This is a genomic window from Pantoea allii, from assembly GCF_002307475.1.
GTDB classification, from domain to species: domain Bacteria; phylum Pseudomonadota; class Gammaproteobacteria; order Enterobacterales; family Enterobacteriaceae; genus Pantoea; species Pantoea allii.
The window spans coordinates 392,333-411,722 of record NZ_NTMH01000040.1; the positions used below are offsets into that span (position 1 = coordinate 392,333).

At 54.2% G+C, this 19,390-nt stretch carries 18 protein-coding genes; 16 read left to right on the forward strand and 2 right to left on the reverse strand.

Annotated elements, in window-relative coordinates; genetic code table 11:
* The first annotated feature begins 9 nt into the window (after positions 1-9).
* The 7 genes from CMR03_RS19005 to flgL all read left to right on the forward strand — a co-directional run bounded on the left by CMR03_RS19005 (position 10) and on the right by flgL (position 7,143).
* Entirely contained in the window at positions 10-768 is a 759-nt protein-coding gene (locus tag CMR03_RS19005) for a flagellar basal body rod protein FlgF (RefSeq protein WP_063879065.1), read from the forward strand.
* A 17-nt stretch (positions 769-785) separates the two neighbouring features.
* Entirely contained in the window at positions 786-1,568 is a 783-nt protein-coding gene (gene flgG, locus CMR03_RS19010) for a flagellar basal-body rod protein FlgG (RefSeq protein WP_063879066.1), read from the forward strand.
* 65 nt (positions 1,569-1,633) lie between these two features.
* A complete protein-coding gene (locus tag CMR03_RS19015; protein ID WP_172823921.1) occupies positions 1,634-2,338 on the forward strand; it encodes a flagellar basal body L-ring protein FlgH in 705 nt (234 codons plus the stop codon).
* 9 nt (positions 2,339-2,347) lie between these two features.
* Positions 2,348-3,457, forward strand: a complete 1,110-nt coding sequence (locus CMR03_RS19020) for a flagellar basal body P-ring protein FlgI (protein WP_096012331.1) — start codon at positions 2,348-2,350, stop codon at positions 3,455-3,457.
* On the forward strand, positions 3,457-4,401 hold the full coding sequence (flgJ, locus tag CMR03_RS19025) for a flagellar assembly peptidoglycan hydrolase FlgJ (RefSeq protein ID WP_063879070.1): 945 nt from the start codon (positions 3,457-3,459) through the stop codon (positions 4,399-4,401). Before CMR03_RS19020 ends, flgJ begins: the two co-directional genes overlap by 1 nt.
* 124 nt (positions 4,402-4,525) lie before the next feature.
* Positions 4,526-6,166: a flagellar hook-associated protein FlgK gene (flgK, locus tag CMR03_RS19030; RefSeq protein ID WP_096012332.1), complete on the forward strand. Its 1,641-nt coding sequence runs from the start codon at positions 4,526-4,528 to the stop codon at positions 6,164-6,166.
* A gap of 14 nt (positions 6,167-6,180) precedes the next feature.
* Positions 6,181-7,143: a flagellar hook-associated protein FlgL gene (flgL, locus tag CMR03_RS19035; protein WP_063879072.1), complete on the forward strand. Its 963-nt coding sequence runs from the start codon at positions 6,181-6,183 to the stop codon at positions 7,141-7,143.
* Between the two features lie 416 nt (positions 7,144-7,559).
* Here the strand turns inward: flgL and rne are convergent, their stop codons facing one another.
* Positions 7,560-10,865, reverse strand: a complete 3,306-nt coding sequence (gene rne, locus CMR03_RS19045; RefSeq protein ID WP_096012334.1) for a ribonuclease E — start codon at positions 10,863-10,865, stop codon at positions 7,560-7,562.
* Positions 10,866-11,435: 570 nt separating this feature from the next.
* Between rne and rluC the strand changes: the two genes are divergently transcribed.
* Positions 11,436-12,392, forward strand: a complete 957-nt coding sequence (rluC, locus tag CMR03_RS19050; RefSeq protein ID WP_063879074.1) for a 23S rRNA pseudouridine(955/2504/2580) synthase RluC — start codon at positions 11,436-11,438, stop codon at positions 12,390-12,392.
* Between the two features lie 11 nt (positions 12,393-12,403).
* Here the strand turns inward: rluC and CMR03_RS19055 are convergent, their stop codons facing one another.
* Positions 12,404-12,991 (reverse strand): Maf family protein, encoded by a 588-nt coding sequence (locus tag CMR03_RS19055; protein WP_096012335.1) that lies wholly within the window; start codon positions 12,989-12,991, stop codon positions 12,404-12,406.
* 140 nt (positions 12,992-13,131) lie between these two features.
* Between CMR03_RS19055 and yceD the strand changes: the two genes are divergently transcribed.
* The 8 genes from yceD to fabF all read left to right on the forward strand — a co-directional run bounded on the left by yceD (position 13,132) and on the right by fabF (position 19,269).
* Positions 13,132-13,653, forward strand: a complete 522-nt coding sequence (gene yceD / locus CMR03_RS19060) for a 23S rRNA accumulation protein YceD (protein WP_063879076.1) — start codon at positions 13,132-13,134, stop codon at positions 13,651-13,653.
* A 14-nt stretch (positions 13,654-13,667) separates the two neighbouring features.
* Positions 13,668-13,838: a 50S ribosomal protein L32 gene (gene rpmF / locus CMR03_RS19065; protein WP_013025362.1), complete on the forward strand. Its 171-nt coding sequence runs from the start codon at positions 13,668-13,670 to the stop codon at positions 13,836-13,838.
* Positions 13,839-13,863: 25 nt separating this feature from the next.
* On the forward strand, positions 13,864-14,904 hold the full coding sequence (plsX, locus tag CMR03_RS19070; RefSeq protein WP_063879077.1) for a phosphate acyltransferase PlsX: 1,041 nt from the start codon (positions 13,864-13,866) through the stop codon (positions 14,902-14,904).
* Complete coding sequence (locus CMR03_RS19075; protein WP_063879078.1) at positions 14,905-15,858, forward strand: beta-ketoacyl-ACP synthase III; 954 nt, start codon at positions 14,905-14,907, stop codon at positions 15,856-15,858.
* Between the two features lie 16 nt (positions 15,859-15,874).
* Complete coding sequence (fabD, locus tag CMR03_RS19080) at positions 15,875-16,807, forward strand: ACP S-malonyltransferase (RefSeq protein ID WP_063879079.1); 933 nt, start codon at positions 15,875-15,877, stop codon at positions 16,805-16,807.
* Positions 16,808-16,817: 10 nt separating this feature from the next.
* Entirely contained in the window at positions 16,818-17,552 is a 735-nt protein-coding gene (gene fabG / locus CMR03_RS19085) for a 3-oxoacyl-ACP reductase FabG (protein WP_014593428.1), read from the forward strand.
* A gap of 153 nt (positions 17,553-17,705) precedes the next feature.
* A complete protein-coding gene (gene acpP / locus CMR03_RS19090) occupies positions 17,706-17,942 on the forward strand; it encodes an acyl carrier protein (protein ID WP_003849865.1) in 237 nt (78 codons plus the stop codon).
* An 85-nt stretch (positions 17,943-18,027) separates the two neighbouring features.
* Positions 18,028-19,269 (forward strand): beta-ketoacyl-ACP synthase II, encoded by a 1,242-nt coding sequence (gene fabF / locus CMR03_RS19095; protein WP_063879080.1) that lies wholly within the window; start codon positions 18,028-18,030, stop codon positions 19,267-19,269.
* Positions 19,270-19,390 lie beyond the last annotated feature (121 nt).

Consider the following 19,390-nt stretch of genomic DNA (forward strand, 5'->3'; position numbering starts at 1 on the left):
GATTGCTCTATGGATCACGCGATATATACCGCGATGGGCGCGGCCAGTCAGACACTGGATCAGCAGGCGGTTACCGCCAGCAACCTCGCCAACGCATCAACGCCCGGTTTCCGGGCGCAGTTGAACGCGTTGCGTGCTGTACCGGTTACTGGCTGGTCGCTGCCAACGCGTACGCTGGTAACGGCGTCCACGCCGGGCGCCGATATGAGTCAGGGTGCAATGGACTACACCGAACGTCCGTTGGATGTGGCGATGCAGCAGGACGGCTGGCTTGCACTACGAACGGCAGACGGCAGCGAAGCCTATACCCGCAACGGTAATATGCAAATCCGTTCGGACGGCACGCTGACGGTGCAGGGCAATCCCGTCATGGGCGACGGTGGTCCGATTGTGATCCCACAAGGCACAGAGGTCACCATTGCGGCTGACGGTTCTATTACCGGACTTAACGCAGGCGACTCACCGAATGCCACGGTGCAGTTGGGTCGTCTGAAGCTGGTTCAGGCAACAGGTAAAGAGTTACAGCGCGGGGATGATGGCATGTTCCGTCCAACCGCCGCGACGCAGGCTACACGCGGCGCCGCGCTGCAGGCCGATCCCACCATGCAGGTGATGCCTGGCGTTCTGGAAGGCAGTAACGTTAAACCGGTCGAGACCATGGTCGATATGATCGCCAATGCCCGACGTTTTGAGATGCAGATGAAGGTCATTTCTAACGTCAACGAAAACGAACAAAAAGCCAATCAGTTGCTGAGCATCGGCAGCTAAGGCACGAGGATAAATACATGATTCGTTCTTTATGGATCGCGAAAACCGGTCTTGATGCACAGCAGATGAACATGGACGTTATCGCCAACAACCTGGCAAACGTCAGTACTAATGGCTTTAAGCGTTCACGTGCGGTATTTGAAGATCTGATGTACCAGACAATGCGTCAACCGGGTACCCAGTCATCAGAACAAACCACGCTGCCATCAGGTTTGCAAATTGGTACCGGTGTGCGTCCGGTGACGACTGAGCGTTTGCATACACAGGGCAACCTGTCGCAGACCAACAACTCGAAAGATATTGCCATTAACGGGCAGGGTTTTTTCCAAATCCAGATGCCAGATGGTACGTCTGCTTACACCCGTGATGGTTCGTTCCAGGTGGATCAGAATGGTCAGTTAGTGACCAACTCCGGTTTCCCGGTACAGCCAGGCATTACGATTCCAGCCAACGCCACCAGCATTACCGTGTCGCGTGATGGTGTCGTCAGTGTCACGCAGCAGGGGCAAACTCAGGCCGCGCAGGTCGGGCAGTTAACCCTGAGCACCTTTATCAACAACGCCGGTCTCGATAGCGTAGGTGAAAACCTTTACAAAGAAACCCAGGCATCCGGTGCACCGACTGACAGCACGCCTGGCCAGAACGGCGCAGGTCTGCTGTATCAGGGCTATGCCGAAACCTCCAACGTTAACGTTGCTGAAGAACTGGTCACCATGATCCAGACGCAGCGCGCCTATGAAATTAACAGCAAAGCGATCAGCACCTCCGATCAGATGCTGGCGAAGTTAACGCAGCTGTAATGCGAACAGGGCCGGCTCAGGCTGGCCTGAAGAATAGTCATTTATAAGGTCGTGACTCCGTGGCGATGCAACATATTCTCAAGCCTGGACATTGGTTAGTAGCAAGCCTGCTACTCACTCTTAACGGTTGTGCACTGGTACCGCGCACGCCGTTGGTGCAAGGGGCGACCACGGCTCAGCCGTTGCCATCTGCACCACCGGTGGTGAACGGTTCAATTTTTCAGGGCGTCGCGCCGCTCAACTACGGTTATCAGCCGCTGTTTGAGGATCGTCGCCCACGTAATATCGGCGATACGCTGACCATCACGCTGCAAGAAAACGTCAGCGCCAGCAAAAGTTCGTCCTCTAACGCCAGCCGAAACGGCAGCGGTAGCCTGGGCATTACCGCCGTACCTACGGGCCTTGCCGGTCTGGCAGGCGCTGCAGGTGAAAAAGCCAACTTTGCGGCAGGTGGCAAAAATGATTTCGCAGGTAAAGGCGGCGCGTCTGCCAACAACACCTTTACCGGCACCATCACCGTGACCGTGGATCAGGTTCTGTCGAACGGCAACCTGCACGTGGTCGGTGAAAAACAGATTGCCATTAATCAGGGCACCGAGTTTATCCGCTTCTCGGGCGTGGTTAACCCACGCACCATTAGCGCCAGTAACGCGGTGTTGTCAACGGCCGTCGCCGATGCACGTATTGAGTACATCGGAAATGGTTATATCAATGAAGCGCAAACCATGGGTTGGCTGCAGCGTTTCTTCCTGAACATCTCGCCGTTCTAAGAGGTTTCAATGAAAAAGTTAGCATTATGGCGTGTCGGTCTGGGGTTACTGTTAGGCGTAAGTCTGATGGCTCACGCCGATCTGATCCGCGATTTAACCACCGTACAAGGTGTGCGCGACAACCAACTGCTGGGCTATGGGCTGGTGGTAGGTCTGGATGGTACGGGTGACCAGACCACTCAGACACCCTTTACGACGCAGACTGTCAGCAACATGTTGTCCCAGTTGGGCATCACCGTGCCGCCCGGCACTAACATGCAGCTCAAAAACGTAGCGGCTGTAATGGTCACGGCTAAATTGCCCTCGTTTGCCCGTCAGGGACAGACGCTGGATGTGGTTGTCTCATCCATGGGTAATGCCAAAAGCCTGCGCGGCGGGACCTTATTAATGACACCGATGAAAGGCGTGGATAACCAGGTTTATGCCCTGGCTCAGGGGAATATCCTGGTCGGTGGTGCGGGTGCTTCTGCCGGGGGAAGTAGTGTTCAGGTTAACCAACTGAACGGCGGACGTATTACCGAAGGCGCGACGGTTGAGCGTGAATTGCAGAGCAACTTTGGCTCGCAAAACACCATTAACCTGCAGCTCAACACCGCCGATTTCTCTATGGCGCAACGTATTGCGGATGCGATCAATGGACGTGGTGGCTACGGCTCTGCGCAGCCGCTGGATGCCCGCACCGTTCAGGTACGCGTATCACCTAACAACGGTGCACAGGTTCGCTTGCTGGCCGAGATTCAGAACATCGACGTGTCTGTCCCGGTTGAAGATGCCAAAGTGATTATCAACTCGCGTACCGGCTCTGTCGTGATGAATCGTGAAGTGAAACTGAACACCTGTGCAGTGGCGCAGGGCAACTTGTCTGTGACGGTTAATCAGCAGCAGAACGTCAGCCAGCCTGATACACCGCTGGCGGGTGGACAAACCGTGGCAACCACCAATACACAGATCGACCTGCGTCAGAGCGGCGGTGCCCTGCAACGGGTGAATTCCAGCGCCAACCTGAACAGCGTGGTACGTGCACTGAATGCCCTGGGCGCATCGCCTATCGAGCTGATGTCTATTTTGCAGTCAATGCAGAGCGCGGGTTGCCTGCGCGCTAAACTGGAAATTATCTGATGAATGATGCGCAATCGCTGATGAATGCGGCTTTTGACAGCCGCTCACTGAACGACCTTAAACGCCAGGTCACCGCCGATCCGAAAGGAAAAGCGCTGCAGGTGGCACAGCAGGTCGAAGGGATGTTTGTTCAGATGATGCTAAAGAGTATGCGCGATGCGTTACCGCAGGACGGCGTACTCAGCAATGAACAGACCAAACTTTTTACTTCAATGTACGATCAGCAGATTGCGCAAGACATCGGAAAACGTGGCCTGGGCCTGGCGGATATCATCGTGAAACAGATGGAACCCGCCAAAGCCCCGGATGAGACCGCCGGCACCGTTCCGATGAAACTGGATAACAGTTTCATTATGAGCAATATCGGGGCAACGCCACTGGAGCAGATGGTGCGTAAAGCCATGCCGCGTCTGCCGCCAGCCTCGCCAACGGGACTGCCCGGCGACAGCCGCGATTTTATTGCCCAACTGACGCAGCCTGCTCAGGCCGCCAGCCAGCAGAGCGGGATTCCGCACCACCTGATTCTGGCGCAGGCTGCGCTGGAGTCCGGCTGGGGGCAACGTCAAATCCTGACCCGTGACGGTAAGCCGAGTTACAACGTCTTCGGCATTAAAGCCAGCGCCAACTGGAAGGGTGAAACAACCGATATCATGACCACGGAATACGAGCATGGCGAAGCAAAAAAAGTGCGCGCCAGCTTCCGCGTTTACGGATCGTATTTCGAAGCGTTGAATGACTACGTCAAACTGATTTCAAACAATCCACGTTATGCGGCCGTAACGAATGCGCAGAGCGCGGAGCAGGGCGCACAGGCATTGCAGGCTGCCGGTTATGCGACCGATCCAAAATATGCACAGAAACTGGTTGGAATGATTCAGCAATTCAAGAGCATGGGTGAAAAAGTGGTTAAAGCGTATAGCCAGGATTTAAGCACCCTGTTCTGATTATTCGGCCTCAAGTTTCACTTAAGCATGCCGATAATAACAACAAGAGCCAGGCGCGCCAGCGTACGTTGGCGACCACACTGATGACAGCCACCCGTTCAACGGGGGAATGTAAGGAACCGAGATGTCCAGCATAATTAACTCCGCAATGAGCGGGCTCAGTGCCGCACAGGCCGCCTTAAGCACGACCAGTAACAATATCAGTAATTACACTGTCGCGGGCTACTCGCGTCAGACCACCATTCTGGCCGAAGCAAACAGTACCCTGCAGGGGAAAAGCTATTACGGCAATGGTGTTAACGTCACCGGTGTTCAGCGTGAATATGACGGTTTTATCGCCGCTCAGCTGCGCGGATCGTCGGCCAATTATAATGCGGCGAATACCCAGTATTCGCAGGTATCTAATATTGATGATCTGATGTCGACGTCGACCACTAACCTGTCAACGGCGATTCAGGGCTTCTTCAGCAACATGCAAAACGTGGTCAGTAACGCCAACGATCCGGCGGCGCGCCAGTCGATGCTCAGCAACTCGCAGGGGCTGGTTAACCAGTTCCAGACTCAGGCGCAGTACCTGACCAACATGCAAAACAGCGTGAACACCAATATTGCCTCTAACGTCGATCAGATTAATACCTTCACCACGCAGATCTCGAATCTTAACCAGCAAATTGCCAAACTAAGCACGGCTAACGGTGCAACACCGAATGATTTGCTTGATCAGCGCGATCAGTTAGTGAACGGCCTGAATAATATCGTTGGTGTGACAGTGTCACAGCAAGACGGCAGCTATACGGTTTCGATGGCGAACGGCACGTCACTGGTGAATGGTTTTCAGTCCACCAAGCTGGTGGCCATGCCGTCCAGCAGTGACCTGACGCGCACCACAGTAGGTTATGTCGACCCTCAGGCTGGCAACGTGGAGATTCCGGAATCGTCTCTGACCACGGGGTCGCTGGGCGGTATGCTGAGCTTCCGTTCGCAGGATCTGGACCTGGCACAAAACCAACTGGGCCAGTTAGCGGCTGCCTTTACGACCAGTTTTAACACCGTGCACAAGCAAGGCTTCGACAGCAACGGTAATCAGGGCGTCGACTTCTTTAATATCGGCAGTCCTACGGTGCAGGGGAACAGCAAAAATACCTCTTCTGCCACCCTGACGGCAGCGTGGACTGACACCAGTGCCCTGCAGGCATCAAACTATACCGTCAGCTATGACGGGACAAACTGGTCAGCGACACGTTTGTCAGATAACACCAAAACCACGCTCACACCCACTACCTCGGGCGGCGCTACGACGCTTAACCTGGATGGGATGAGCCTGACGGTCAACGGCACGCCAAACGCCAAAGACAGTTTCCTGGTGAAACCGGTTCAGAACGTGGTTAACGGCATGTCGGTTGCTATTACCAGCGGATCACAAATCGCCGCGGCGGCCGCGACCGGCGGTGAGAGTGATAACCGCAATGCGCAAAAGCTGCTGGCATTGCAGGATGCCAAAGTCGTTAACGGCAACGCGACGATTTCCCAGGCTTACGGCGCGATGGTGAGTACCATCGGCAACAAAACCCAGGCACTCAAAACCGCCAGCACGACGCAGCAAAACGTGGTGACGCAGCTAACCAACCGCCAGCAATCTGTTTCTGGCGTGAACCTGGATGAAGAGTACGCGAACCTGACGAAATACCAACAATATTACATGGCGAATGCGCAGGTTTTAAAAACGGCCAGCACCGTTTTTGACGCCCTGCTTAGCATCAACTAAAAGCAGAGGACATCATGCGACTCAGTACAAATATGATTTTTGACCAGCAGGTTCGCGGCGTTAGCGATGCGCAGTCCTCTTGGTTAAATGCGGGAAAACAGCTTTCCACCGGACTCAGAGTGTCTAATCCTTCAGACGACCCGATTGCCGCGTCTCGTGCGGTCGTGCTGTCGCAAACGCAGGCGCAGGCAAGCCAGTATTCTGTCGCGCGTACCTTTGCCGACCAGGGATTATCGCTGGAAGAAAACACCCTTAATGGCGTCACGAACAGCATCATGAGCGCGCAGTCGATGATTGTGGCCTCCGCTAATGGTTCCTTAAGCGACGACGACCGTGCTTCTTATGCCACGCAGCTGGAAGGGGTTCGTGCGCAGTTACTCAATCAGGTAAACAGCAAAGATGCCAACGGACGTTATATCTTTGCAGGTTACAAAACGGATAGCCCACCGTTTGTGGATGGTGCGGGCGGCGTCACTTATCAGGGCGGAACCGATGCGATTACCCAGAAAGTGGACACTGACCGTACAATGACCATCGGTCACACCGGCAACAGCATCGTGATGTCGATTACCAGCAATGCGGTGAAAGAGCCTAACGGCGGTACCAGTGAAACGAACGTGTTTAACATGCTGGACAGCGCCATCAGTGCGCTGAAAGTGCCGCAAAACGGCGCGGACGATGCGACGAAAGCCACGTTTTCTGCGGCAATGGATAAAACCAGCCGTGGCCTGAGCAACTCGCTTAACAACGTGCTCAGCGTCCGTTCCGAGATCGGTACCCAGCTGAAAGAGTTAGATACGTTGAATGCGCAGGGGGACGATCGCAAGGTAATTTATGATTCCCAGATGAGCAGCCTGGTGGACGTTGATTACACCCAGGCGATCTCCAGCTACACCATGCAACAGCAGGCGCTGCAGGCTTCTTACAAGACCTTTACCGATATGTCTCAGATGTCACTGTTTCAGTTAAATTCATAAAACGAAATTTGGGCGTACTTTAACCGGGTGCGCTTAGTTTTTCCCACCTTCCCGATAAGGGATGGTGGGATTTTTTTTGCCTGGATATTCGCCCTTTCACGGAGGTCGGTATTGATGCGTCCGGTGGCGTATCAGTCAGGGCTGAGGCTAAATACTCTGCCCGGCATAACGACACGCTGGTGGTGGGATAAGGGGGAAAGCTGGCTCGCCGACGATGAAGAGGTAAGGCTGCTAGCAGGGGACAGGCAATGGACGGCTACGAAGGCTGGCAGAGGGGTTGACTGTCTGGCGACAAAGCCCGGAGTTTCCACATGCAGTCGCCAGGGCACAAAAGTGGCTTTCTCTTCGTAATACAGCAGACAACAGGCAATAAAAAACCCGGCCGGAGCCGGGTTTGTCGATACCGTTACCTGGCCTTACGGCTTGGTAGCAGGTGCAGTGGCCTGATGGGTGGCGCTATGGCCGCCCGCCGATCCTCTGCCATCAAACTGGAAAGAAGGACGCTGCCAGTCACTCTGAGGCGCAGGCTCGGGTTGCCATGCAGGTGCAGGTGCCTTAGTCATCGGCGCAGAGGCAAAATGCTTCCAGCGCGTTTCGACATTGGCGTTAACCGCCTCTACAGGAACATCGCGTGCGGCAACCGGCGCATGAGGTTCGCTAACCGGAGTGAGGGTTTCCTCAGCGGCGACAGGCGCGTTTAAGACCTCTTCCACCTGGGCTTCGGTCGCTGCGCTCACGTCGGTGCCGGCATGTTCTGCCGTTGCAGATTGCGCCGTTTCTACTGCGGCGGATGCTACTGCGGTTGGTGCGTTAACCTCAGGTTCTTCGGCAACGTCAGCAGGCTGTGCCTGTTGCGCAATCTCTTCAGCACGGGCTTCAACGGCCGCTGGAATTACCGCGGGTTCATGATTCACCGGCGCATCAATCGCGTGGGTATCATCAGTATTCACCACAGTAACCGGAGTTTCAGCCTGCGGTTCAGCAATTTGCACCGGTGCAGCCTGGGAAGCAGGGGCTTCATCAGTCACGACAGGCAGTGCAATGGCTGGTGCCGTTTCTTCGCGGTGGTAATCTGGCGTCGTTTTCGCTGTGTCCTGAAGGGTTTGCTCTTCATTCGTTTGCGCGACCGGATAACGAACCCAGACTTTGCCCGAGGCCATTTCAGGAGAAGCCGAGGCGGCATCTAACGGCATGGCGGACTGCGTCGGGTAACGCTCATCACGGTAACGACGGCGACGCTGACCACTGACACGCAGATGACGAGGCGAACGGCGTGAACGGCGCGGCATATTGGCATTATCGCGACCGTCATGTTCCTCCGTCTCCTCAACCTGCGAGGTTTCAACAACAGGCTGAACCTGACGAGCTTCAACAGGTTCAGCTGACTCAATAGCCGCCACCTGAGGCTGGTCAGTGTTTTCGCCAACGCGGATTTTCTGCGTCAGTTGACGTGGTTTGCGGCGTGGCATTACCTGCACGCGCTCATCTTCCTGCGCATCCACAGCGACCGGGGCTACAACCTCAACGGCTTCTTCAACCGTGGTGCTGACATCCTGCTGGGCGCGTTTCTCTTCCTGACGGCGACGCTGACGTTCAGCACGCTGTTCGCGGCGCTGTTGCTGCTGCTCATCACGTTGCTGACGGGCTTCGTCGCTCAGTACCGGACGATCGTCACGCGCTTCATTCGGCTGTGCCTGACGCTTGTTGCGGCGATTGTCTTCACGCGGTTCGCGGCTGTCGCGAGGCTCGCGGTTATCACGAGCGTCACGGTTGTCACGAGATTCGCGGTTATCACGGGATTCACGCTGCTGCGTGCTGTCGCCATTACGTGGCGTACGCTCGCGACGATTGTTGTTGCGGCGGTTGTTACGACGATCGCCACGCTGATTGCCATTTTCTTCTTCGCTGGCTTTCTGCGGTTCAGAAACCTCAGCAACAGGCTCGGCAGCAGCTGGAGCAGGTTCGCCAGCAAACAGTTTTTTCAATCCACCTAACAAACGGCTTACCAGGCCCGCACTGGCAGGTGCTGCCGAAGCAGCAGGGGCGGTCTCAGTAACCGACGCTGGAGCAGCGGTAACCACATCCGGAGAGGCTTCCGCAGGTGCCGGCGGCGCATCAGGCATCACAAACGCTGCCAGCGCAGGTTGCTCCGGACGGCGACGTTCGGCATGTTCCTCTTCTGATGGCATCGCCATCTCAGCTTCATGCAGCTTCGGCAGGTGGTAGCTCAGCGTCTGGGTTTCCTCACCTTTACGCACGCGTAAAACGGAGTAGTGCGGCGTTTCCATTCTGTCGTCAGGAACGATGACCGCACGCACGCCGCCCTGACGTTTCTCGATAGCATTCACTGCTTCACGTTTTTCGTTCAGCAGATAAGAGGCAACCGGAACCGGCACAATGGCATGCACTTCTTTGGTGTTGTCCTTCAGCGCTTCTTCTTCAATCAGGCGCAGAATAGACAATGACAGGGATTCGTTATCACGAATGGTGCCGGTGCCGCTACAGCGCGGACAGACGTGATGGCTGGACTCGCCCAGCGATGGGCTGAGACGCTGGCGGGACATTTCCAGCAGGCCAAAACGTGAAATATGGCTGATTTGAATACGAGCGCGATCCTGACGTACGGCTTCACGCAGACGGTTTTCAACCGCGCGCTGGTGACGAACGGGCGTCATATCAATAAAGTCGATAACGATCAGACCGCCGAGATCGCGCAGACGCAACTGACGGGCAATCTCATCGGCGGCTTCAAGATTGGTATTAAAGGCGGTTTCCTCAATATCACCGCCGCGAGTCGCACGTGCGGAGTTGATATCGATGGCAGTCAGCGCTTCGGTACTGTCGATAACGATCGACCCGCCGGAAGGCAAGCGGACTTCGCGCTGGAAAGCGGATTCAATTTGCGATTCGATTTGATAATGGCTGAACAGCGGGATCTCACCGGTGTAGAGCTTAATCTTGCTGGTAAAGTCCGGACGACCCAGGGCAGCGATATGCTGACGAGCTAGCTCCAGGACTTTCGGGTTATCAATAAGAATCTCACCGATATCCTGACGTAAATAATCGCGGAACGCGCGCACGATTACGTTGCTTTCCTGATGAATCAGGAAAGGCGCAGCGCGGCTGTCAGCGGCTTTTTTGATGGCTTCCCAGTGCTTCAGGCGGAAACTGAGATCCCACTGCAGGGATTCGGCAGATTTGCCGACGCCAGCGGTACGAACAATCAGCCCCATGCCATCCGGGAGTTCCAGTGCCGACAAGGCTTCTTTCAGCTCGGTACGGTCATCACCTTCAATCCGACGTGAAATCCCACCCGCACGCGGGTTGTTTGGCATCAATACCAGGTAGCTACCGGCCAGAGAGATAAAGGTAGTGAGGGCCGCGCCTTTGTTGCCGCGTTCCTCTTTATCGATCTGAACAATCACTTCCTGACCTTCACGCAGCACGTCTTTAATATTCGGACGACCGTGAGAGTTGTAGTGAGCAGGGAAGTATTCGCGGGAAATTTCTTTCAGGGGGAGGAAACCGTGACGTTCTGCACCGTAATCGACGAAGGCCGCTTCAAGGCTGGGTTCGATACGGGTAATTTTACCTTTGTAGATGTTGGCTTTTTTCTGTTCGTGTCCTGGGCTTTCGATATCCAGATCGTACAGACGTTGACCATCAACCAGGGCAACGCGCAACTCCTCCTGCTGAGTTGCGTTAATTAACATTCTTTTCATCGTGACGTACTCGTTATTCTTTCATGAGTGATTAAAGCTGCGGGCATAGTTACCCTGGACGAGTATCAACCGATGGCCCCGTGACTTAGTGCAATGTCGTCAACCTCACGGTTATCGACCGCGCGAGGGGCGCAAATAACGTCGGTGGCCTGTTTTTCATAAGGAACAACAGCACCAGATAGTGGAAATGCGAGAGATAATTCAGTAAACCCGAGCACTCCATCTCATGTCCAGGCCGCAACCCGCAGCCCGCTAACTGTCTGATTTCGCATTACGTCTTACGCCATTGCTGCGTGTCTGCTCAATCCGACAAAATAACTAATTTCGCTGTTTTCTTCTCTGAATCTTCAGCTAAGAAACCTAAGCATTATTCCACTGCTAACCTTCATATAGCAAGGCGACTTTAACTCACTGATCAATTTTCTTTACATTTTAAGAACCCTGCGACAGAAAGTGCGCCAGTGCTGCTGTAAATCACAGCAATCACATTGCCCGTTCTGAGGGGACGCAGAGAGTTAAGCACAGAAAAAGGGGTGGCGCTATCAGGGGACACTATTTAGAATCGCCGCCATGAAAACAGAGAATCCCGGCGTACAATTTGTCGCCATCACGGCTGAAAATGCCGGACAGCGTATTGATAACTTTTTGCGCACCCATTTAAAAGGTGTGCCAAAAAGCATGATTTATCGCATCGTGCGTAAAGGCGAGGTGCGGGTGAACAAGAAACGCATTAAGCCGGAGTACAAGCTTGAAGAGGGCGATGAGGTCCGCATTCCGCCGGTGCGCGTGGCCGAACGGGATGACGAAGCCGTGTCGCCGAAGCTGGCAAAAGTGGCTTCGCTGGCAAACGCCATCCTCTTTGAAGATGACCACCTGTTGGTATTGAATAAGCCCTCCGGGACGGCGGTACACGGCGGCAGTGGGCTAAGCTTTGGCGTGATTGAAGGGCTGCGCGCGTTGCGTCCCGAAGCCCGTTTTCTGGAGCTGGTGCACCGTCTGGACCGGGACACATCCGGTGTTTTACTGGTCGCTAAAAAACGTTCTGCCTTGCGCTCGCTGCACGAACAGCTGCGCGAGAAGGGCATGCAGAAAGATTATCTGGCGCTGGTACAGGGCAACTGGCCTTCACATTTAAAAGTGGTTCAGGCTCCGCTGCTGAAAAATATTCTACAAAGCGGTGAGCGCATGGTGCGGGTGAGCGGAGAAGGCAAACCTTCAGAAACCCGTTTTAAAGTGGAAGAGCGCTTTGACGGTGCCACGCTGGTCAAAGCCAGCCCGGTTACCGGGCGCACCCATCAGATTCGTGTGCATACCTTACATGCCGGTCATCCGATTGCGTTTGATGACCGCTATGGCGATCGGGCGTTTGACAGCCAACTGGCTCCCACGGGGCTTAACCGCTTGTTCCTGCACGCGGCCGCGCTGACCTTTACTCATCCCAACAGCGGTGAAACGCTGCGCATGGAAGCGCCGCTGGATGATAAGTTACAGCACTGCCTGACGAAGCTGCGCCAGCAGAAGAGCTGACGCACGGGGCATCAGTCCTCTAATGGATTGATGCCTGCTTCGCGCAACATGTTGGTCAGCGCAATCAGCGGTAAGCCCACCAGCGTATTCGGATCGCGTCCCTCCAGGCGGTCAAACAAACAAATCCCCAGTCCTTCGCTTTTAAAACTGCCCGCGCACTGCAGCGGTTGCTCCTTCTTTATATACGCACGAATTTCCTGCTGGGTTAAGGTCCGGAAATGCACGGTGAAAGGTTCGCAGCAGTGCATTAAGCGCTGGCTGGCAGGGTGATATAACGCCAGCCCGGTATAAAAGATGACGCGGTTACCGCTGGCGGCACGCAACTGTGCTTCCGCGTTTGCCTCGGTATGGGGCTTACCGGTTATCACGTCATCCAGTACGCACACCTGGTCAGAGCCAATAATCCAGTGGTCGGGGTAGCTCCCGGCCAGCGCCTGTGCTTTGGCGATGGCGAGTCGCGTCACCAGTGCCTCTGCGCGTTCATTCTCTAACGGCGTCTCATCTGTTTGGGGAGAGGCGACCGTAAAAGGCAAGCCCAGCCGGGCCAGGAGCGCCTGACGAAAGGGGGAGGTTGATGCTAAAAGAATCGATGCTGTCATTTTTTTTCAATATTGATAGCGAATTGGTGACAGTCATTTTAAACTGTGCGCCGCACTGGATGCGAATAGTGGTTGAAAGATGCTGTTTAACGGCCTTTTTCTTTGACTCTATGTGATTACAAAGTTAATATGCGCGCCCTATGCAAAAGGTAAAATTACCCCTAACGCTGGACCCAGTCCGCACCGCTCAGAAACGCCTCGATTATCAAGGTGTTTATACCTCTCAACAGGTTGAGCGTGTCGCTGAGTCGGTCGTTAGTGTGGACAGTGATGTAGATTGTGTCATGTCGTTTGCGGTTGATAACCAGCGTCTGGCAGTACTGACGGGTACTGCTGAAGTACAAGTTACGCTGCGGTGTCAACGCTGCAACCAGGTTTTTCCACATCATGTACACGTAAGCTATTGCTTCAGCCCTGTGTCGTCTGACGAGCAGGCCGAGGCGTTGCCGGAAGCGTACGAGCCGGTTGATGTCAACGAGTTTGGTGAGATCGACCTGCTGGCAGTTATCGAGGATGAAGTTATTCTCGCGCTGCCTGTGGTTCCGGTGCACGATTCTGAACACTGTGAAGTGTCCGAGGCGGACATGGTGTTTGGTCAGTTGCCTGCAGAGGCAGAAAAACCAAACCCATTTGCCGTATTAGCCAGTTTAAAGCGTAAGTAATAGGAGTAAGGTCCATGGCCGTACAACAGAATAAACCCACCCGTTCTAAGCGTGGTATGCGTCGTTCGCACGATGCTCTGACCACTGCCACTCTGTCAGTAGATAAAGTTTCTGGTGAAACTCATCTGCGTCACCACATCACTGCGGATGGTTACTACCGCGGTCGCAAGGTTATCGTTAAGTAAGTTCTTTGCTTAGCAAGGCGATACCTTGGCACGTTTGACCCTGGCTATCGATGCCATGGGCGGGGACTTCGGCCCCTGCGTGACGGTGCCTGCAGCATTGCAGGCACTGGCCTCTCATTCGGAAATTATCCTTCTTCTTGTCGGAGATCCCGACATTCTCACGCCATTGCTTGCCAAAGCGGATTCCTCCTTACTGGAGCGACTGCAGGTTGTGCCTGCCGAATCAGTTATTGCAAGTGATGCGCGACCCGCACAAGCCATCCGTAACAGCCGCGGCAGTTCAATGCGAGTGGCGTTAGAGTTGGTCAAAGAAGGGCGGGCCCAGGCCTGCGTCAGCAGCGGCAACACGGGCGCGCTGATGGGGCTGGCGACACTATTACTTAAGCCGTTGGACGGCATTAAACGTCCGGCGCTTATGACCGTTTTACCCCATCAGCAGAAGGGAAAAACGGTCATTTTAGATTTAGGTGCCAATGTCGACTCTGACAGTGCGATGCTGGTGCAGTTTGCGGTGATGGGCTCAGTTATGGCGGAAGAAGTGCTGGGCATTGCGAATCCGCGTGTGGCACTTCTCAATATTGGTCATGAAGAGCACAAAGGGCTTGAAAGCATCCGCGATGCGGCGTTAAGTCTCAAAGCATTGCCGCAGATTAACTACATTGGTTATCTCGAAGGTAACGATTTACTGACTGGCAAAACGGATGTGCTGGTCTGTGATGGTTTCGCTGGAAACATCACACTGAAGACCATGGAAGGCGTAGTAAGAATGTTTCTTTCCCTGTTCAAGTCGTCAGGGGAAGGTGAAAAGCGGTCGTGGTGGCTGACGTTGCTGGGGCGCTGGATTAAAAAGCGTTTGGCCAGGCGCTTCGGGCATCTCAACCCCGACCAGTACAATGGCGCTTGTCTGTTAGGATTACGCGGGACAGTGATAAAGAGCCATGGCGCAGCAAATCAACATGCTTTTGCCGTGGCGATCAATCAGGCCGAGCAGACGGTGAGGCGGCAGGTTCCTGAACGCATTGCCGCCCGTCTGGACGCTGTATTAGCCAGGAGTGACAAAGCCTAGATGTTTACCAAAATTATCGGTACGGGCAGTTATTTGCCCAGCCAGATCCGCACCAATGCCGATCTGGAAAAAATGGTGGAGACCTCGGACGAGTGGATTGTTACCCGTACCGGCATTCGTGAGCGCCGTATTGCTGCTCCGGATGAGACTGTCGCAAGCATGGGACATCAGGCTGCACAGCGTGCACTGGAAATGGCAGGCGTCGACGCCAATGATGTGGGGCTGATTATTGTCGCAACCACGTCTTCCAGTCATGCCTTCCCAAGCTCTGCCTGCATGATTCAGCAGATGCTCGACATCAAAGATTGTGCGGCGTTTGACCTTGCAGCGGCCTGTGCTGGCTTCACCTATGCGTTAAGCGTGGCCGATCAATATATTAAAAATGGTGCGGTAAAGCATGCGTTAGTCATCGGAGCTGATGTCCTGGCGCGTACGCTCAATCCTGACGATCGTGGTACGATCATCCTGTTTGGTGATGGTGCGGGTGCCGTGGTGCTGGGTCAGAGCAAAGAGCAGGGGATCATTTCAACCCACCTGCACGCGGACGGCCGCTATGCCCAATTGCTGACCCTGCCTTATCAGGATCGTGCGAATCAGGATCAACCCGCTTATCTGACGATGGCAGGCAACGAAGTCTTCAAAGTGGCGGTAACAGAGCTAGCGCACATTGTTGATGAGACGTTGCAGGCAAATAACATTGCGCGTGAAGAGCTGGACTGGCTGGTGCCGCATCAGGCTAACCTGCGTATTATCAGCGCCACGGCGAAAAAACTGGGCATGACCATGGAAAAAGTGGTGGTCACACTGGATCGTCATGGTAATACGTCAGCCGCGTCTGTGCCGAGTGCGCTGGATGAGGCCGTGCGCGATGGCCGCATCAAACCCGGACAACTTATTTTGCTGGAAGCCTTTGGTGGTGGATTCACCTGGGGTTCTGCGCTGGTTCGCTTTTGATTGACAGGAACTGAAAATGACGCAATTTGCTTTTGTTTTCCCAGGTCAGGGCTCACAGACCGTGGGCATGTTAACGGAACTGGCTGCTGCTTATCCGGCCGTTGAAGCCACGTTTCGTGAAGCTTCTGACGTCCTCGGTTATGATCTGTGGCAGTTAGTCAGCCAGGGACCTGCTGAAGCGTTAAATAAAACCTGGCAGACACAGCCTGCGCTACTGGCGGCTTCGGTAGCTATCTACCGTGTCTGGCAGCAACAGGGTGGCAAACAGCCTGCCCTGATGGCAGGTCATAGCCTGGGTGAGTACTCAGCGCTGGTCTGCGCAGGCGTGCTGGATTTTGCGGACGCGATCAAGCTGGTTGAACTGCGTGGTAAACTGATGCAGGAAGCCGTGCCAGAAGGCACCGGCGCTATGCAGGCGATCATCGGTCTTGATGATGCAGCCATTGCAAAAGCCTGTGAAGAGAGTGCGCAGGGCGAAGTCGTTTCGCCGGTAAACTTCAACTCGCCAGGCCAGGTGGTGATCGCCGGTAACAAAGATGCGGTTGAACGCGCGGGTGCAGCCTGCAAAGCGGCAGGTGCAAAACGTGCGCTCCCGTTGCCGGTGAGCGTTCCTTCCCACTGCGCGCTGATGAAGCCAGCAGCCGATAAACTGGCGTTGACGCTGGAAAACATCACCTTTAATGCGCCAGTGGTACCGGTTATTAATAACGTGGATGTAAAAGCAGAAACGGACGCAGACGCGATTCGTCATGCGTTGATTCGTCAGCTTTACAGCCCGGTACGCTGGACAGAAAGCGTCGAGGCCATGGCCGCTCAGGGCGTCACTCAGCTGTTTGAAATGGGACCAGGTAAAGTCCTTACCGGTCTGACAAAACGCATTGTAGACGGCCTGTCCGCAGCAGCGGTGAACGATACTGCGTCATTGACTGCGGCGCTTGCACAGGAATAAGAGGAAAATCATGAGCTTTGAAGGTAAAGTAGCGCTGGTAACTGGCGCAAGCCGCGGCATCGGCCGTGCGATTGCAGAAACCCTGGCCGCACGCGGTGCGAAAGTGGTCGGTACTGCAACCAGCCAAAGTGGTGCCGATGCTATCAGTGATTACCTTGGCGATAAAGGACAAGGTCTGCTGTTAAACGTGACGGATGCCGCTTCTGTAAACAGTGTTTTAGAGAAAATTCGCGCGGAATTTGGCGAAGTGGACATTTTAGTCAATAATGCAGGCATTACGCGTGATAATCTACTGATGCGTATGAAAGACGATGAGTGGCAGGATATCCTTGATACCAACCTCACATCGGTATTCCGTCTTTCTAAGGCGGTGATGCGTGCCATGATGAAAAAGCGCATGGGTCGTATCATCACCATCGGTTCTGTTGTTGGAACCATGGGCAATGCGGGTCAGGCAAACTACGCTGCAGCAAAAGCAGGTTTGATTGGCTTTAGCAAATCACTGGCGCGGGAAATCGCGTCACGTGGCATTACCGTCAACGTCGTGGCTCCGGGCTTCATAGAGACCGACATGACGCGGGCACTGAACGAAGATCAACGTTCCGGTATTCTGGCGGAGGTCCCAGCGGGTCGCTTAGGCGAAGCGCAGGAAATTGCTAATGCCGTTGCATTCTTAGCCTCTGACGAAGCAGCCTACATCACGGGTGAGACGCTGCACGTCAATGGCGGCATGTATATGGTCTGATAATTACGAAATCATTTGCATTATTTGCGGATAAAACCGCACAATAGCGTAAAATCGTGGTTCGACCAGCCGGGATTTTGTTGCATCTTTTTCAACATTTTATACACTACGAAAACCATCGCGAAAGCGAGTTTTGATAGGAAATTAAATAGTATGAGCGATATCGAACAACGCGTTAAGAAAATCATCAGTGAGCAGCTGGGTGTGAAAGAGGAAGAAGTGACCAACTCTGCATCTTTCGTAGAAGACCTTGGTGCCGATTCTCTTGATACCGTTGAGCTGGTAATGGCTCTGGAAGAAGAGTTTGATACTGAAATTCCAGACGAAGAAGCTGAGAAAATCACTACCGTTCAGGCAGCGATCGACTATATCAATAGCCATAAAGGCTAATGAATATCTTCAGGCGGTCAATTGACCGCCTGAGTTTTATGTTTGCCCCTCAATAGTCATTTTTATCCCTCCCTGGAGGACGAACGTGTCTAAGCGTCGTGTAGTTGTGACTGGTCTTGGCATGTTGTCTCCTGTCGGCAATACCGTAGAGTCTACCTGGAGTGCTCTCCTTGCCGGTCAGAGCGGCATTAACCTGATCGACCATTTTGATACCAGCGCCTATGCAACACGTTTTGCAGGTCTGGTAAGAGATTTCAATTGCGATGACTTTATCTCTCGTAAAGATCAACGCAAGATGGATGACTTCATTCAGTACGGCATCGTGGCAGGCATTCAGGCCATGCAGGACAGCGGTCTGGTTGTGACCGATGAAAATGCAGGCCGGGTTGGCGCAGCAATTGGTTCGGGCATCGGTGGTTTGGGTCTGATCGAAGACAACCATACTTCTCTGGTGAACGGCGGCCCGCGTAAAATTAGCCCATTCTTTGTGCCTTCCACGATAGTCAATATGGTGGCGGGTCATCTCACCATCATGTATGGCTTAAAAGGCCCCAGCATTTCCATTGCGACCGCCTGTACTTCTGGCGTGCACAATATCGGTCATGCTGCACGTATCATCGCGTATAACGATGCTGACGTGATGCTGGCGGGCGGTGCGGAAAAAGCCAGTACGCCACTTGGCGTAGGTGGATTCGGCGCGGCGCGTGCGCTGTCGACGCGCAACGAAAACCCTCAGGCGGCAAGCCGTCCCTGGGATAAAGACCGTGATGGATTTGTACTGGGTGACGGGGCGGGCATTATCGTACTGGAAGAGTACGAGCATGCTAAGAAACGTGGCGCAAAAATCTACGCGGAAATCGTGGGCTTTGGGATGAGTAGCGATGCTTATCACATGACCTCACCGCCGGAAGACGGTTCAGGTGCAGCCGCTGCAATGATCAACGCGTTGCGTGATGCGCAGATGACGCCAGACAAGATTGGTTACGTCAATGCACACGGTACTTCAACGCCAGCGGGTGACAAAGCAGAAGCCCAGGCCGTGAAATCGGTTTTTGGTGCAGCAGCCAGGACGGTGATGGTCAGCTCGACCAAATCCATGACCGGCCATCTGCTGGGTGCGGCGGGCGCGGTTGAGTCGATTTATTCGATTCTGGCCCTGCGCGATCAGGCGGTTCCACCGACGTTGAACCTGGATAACCCTGACGAAGGCTGCGATCTTGATTTCGTACCGCATACCGCACGTCAGGTTTCGGGACTGGAATACGCACTCTGTAACTCCTTCGGCTTCGGCGGCACCAACGGCTCGCTGATTTTCCGTAAAATCTAAACATCGCGTTTATGATTGCTGTAAAGGCCCGCAATGCGGGCCTTTTTTCTATTCAGTGGCCCAGAAAAAACGATAAAATCACGGCCATCGCTGAACAACATGCTGACACCGGAGTAAGGGC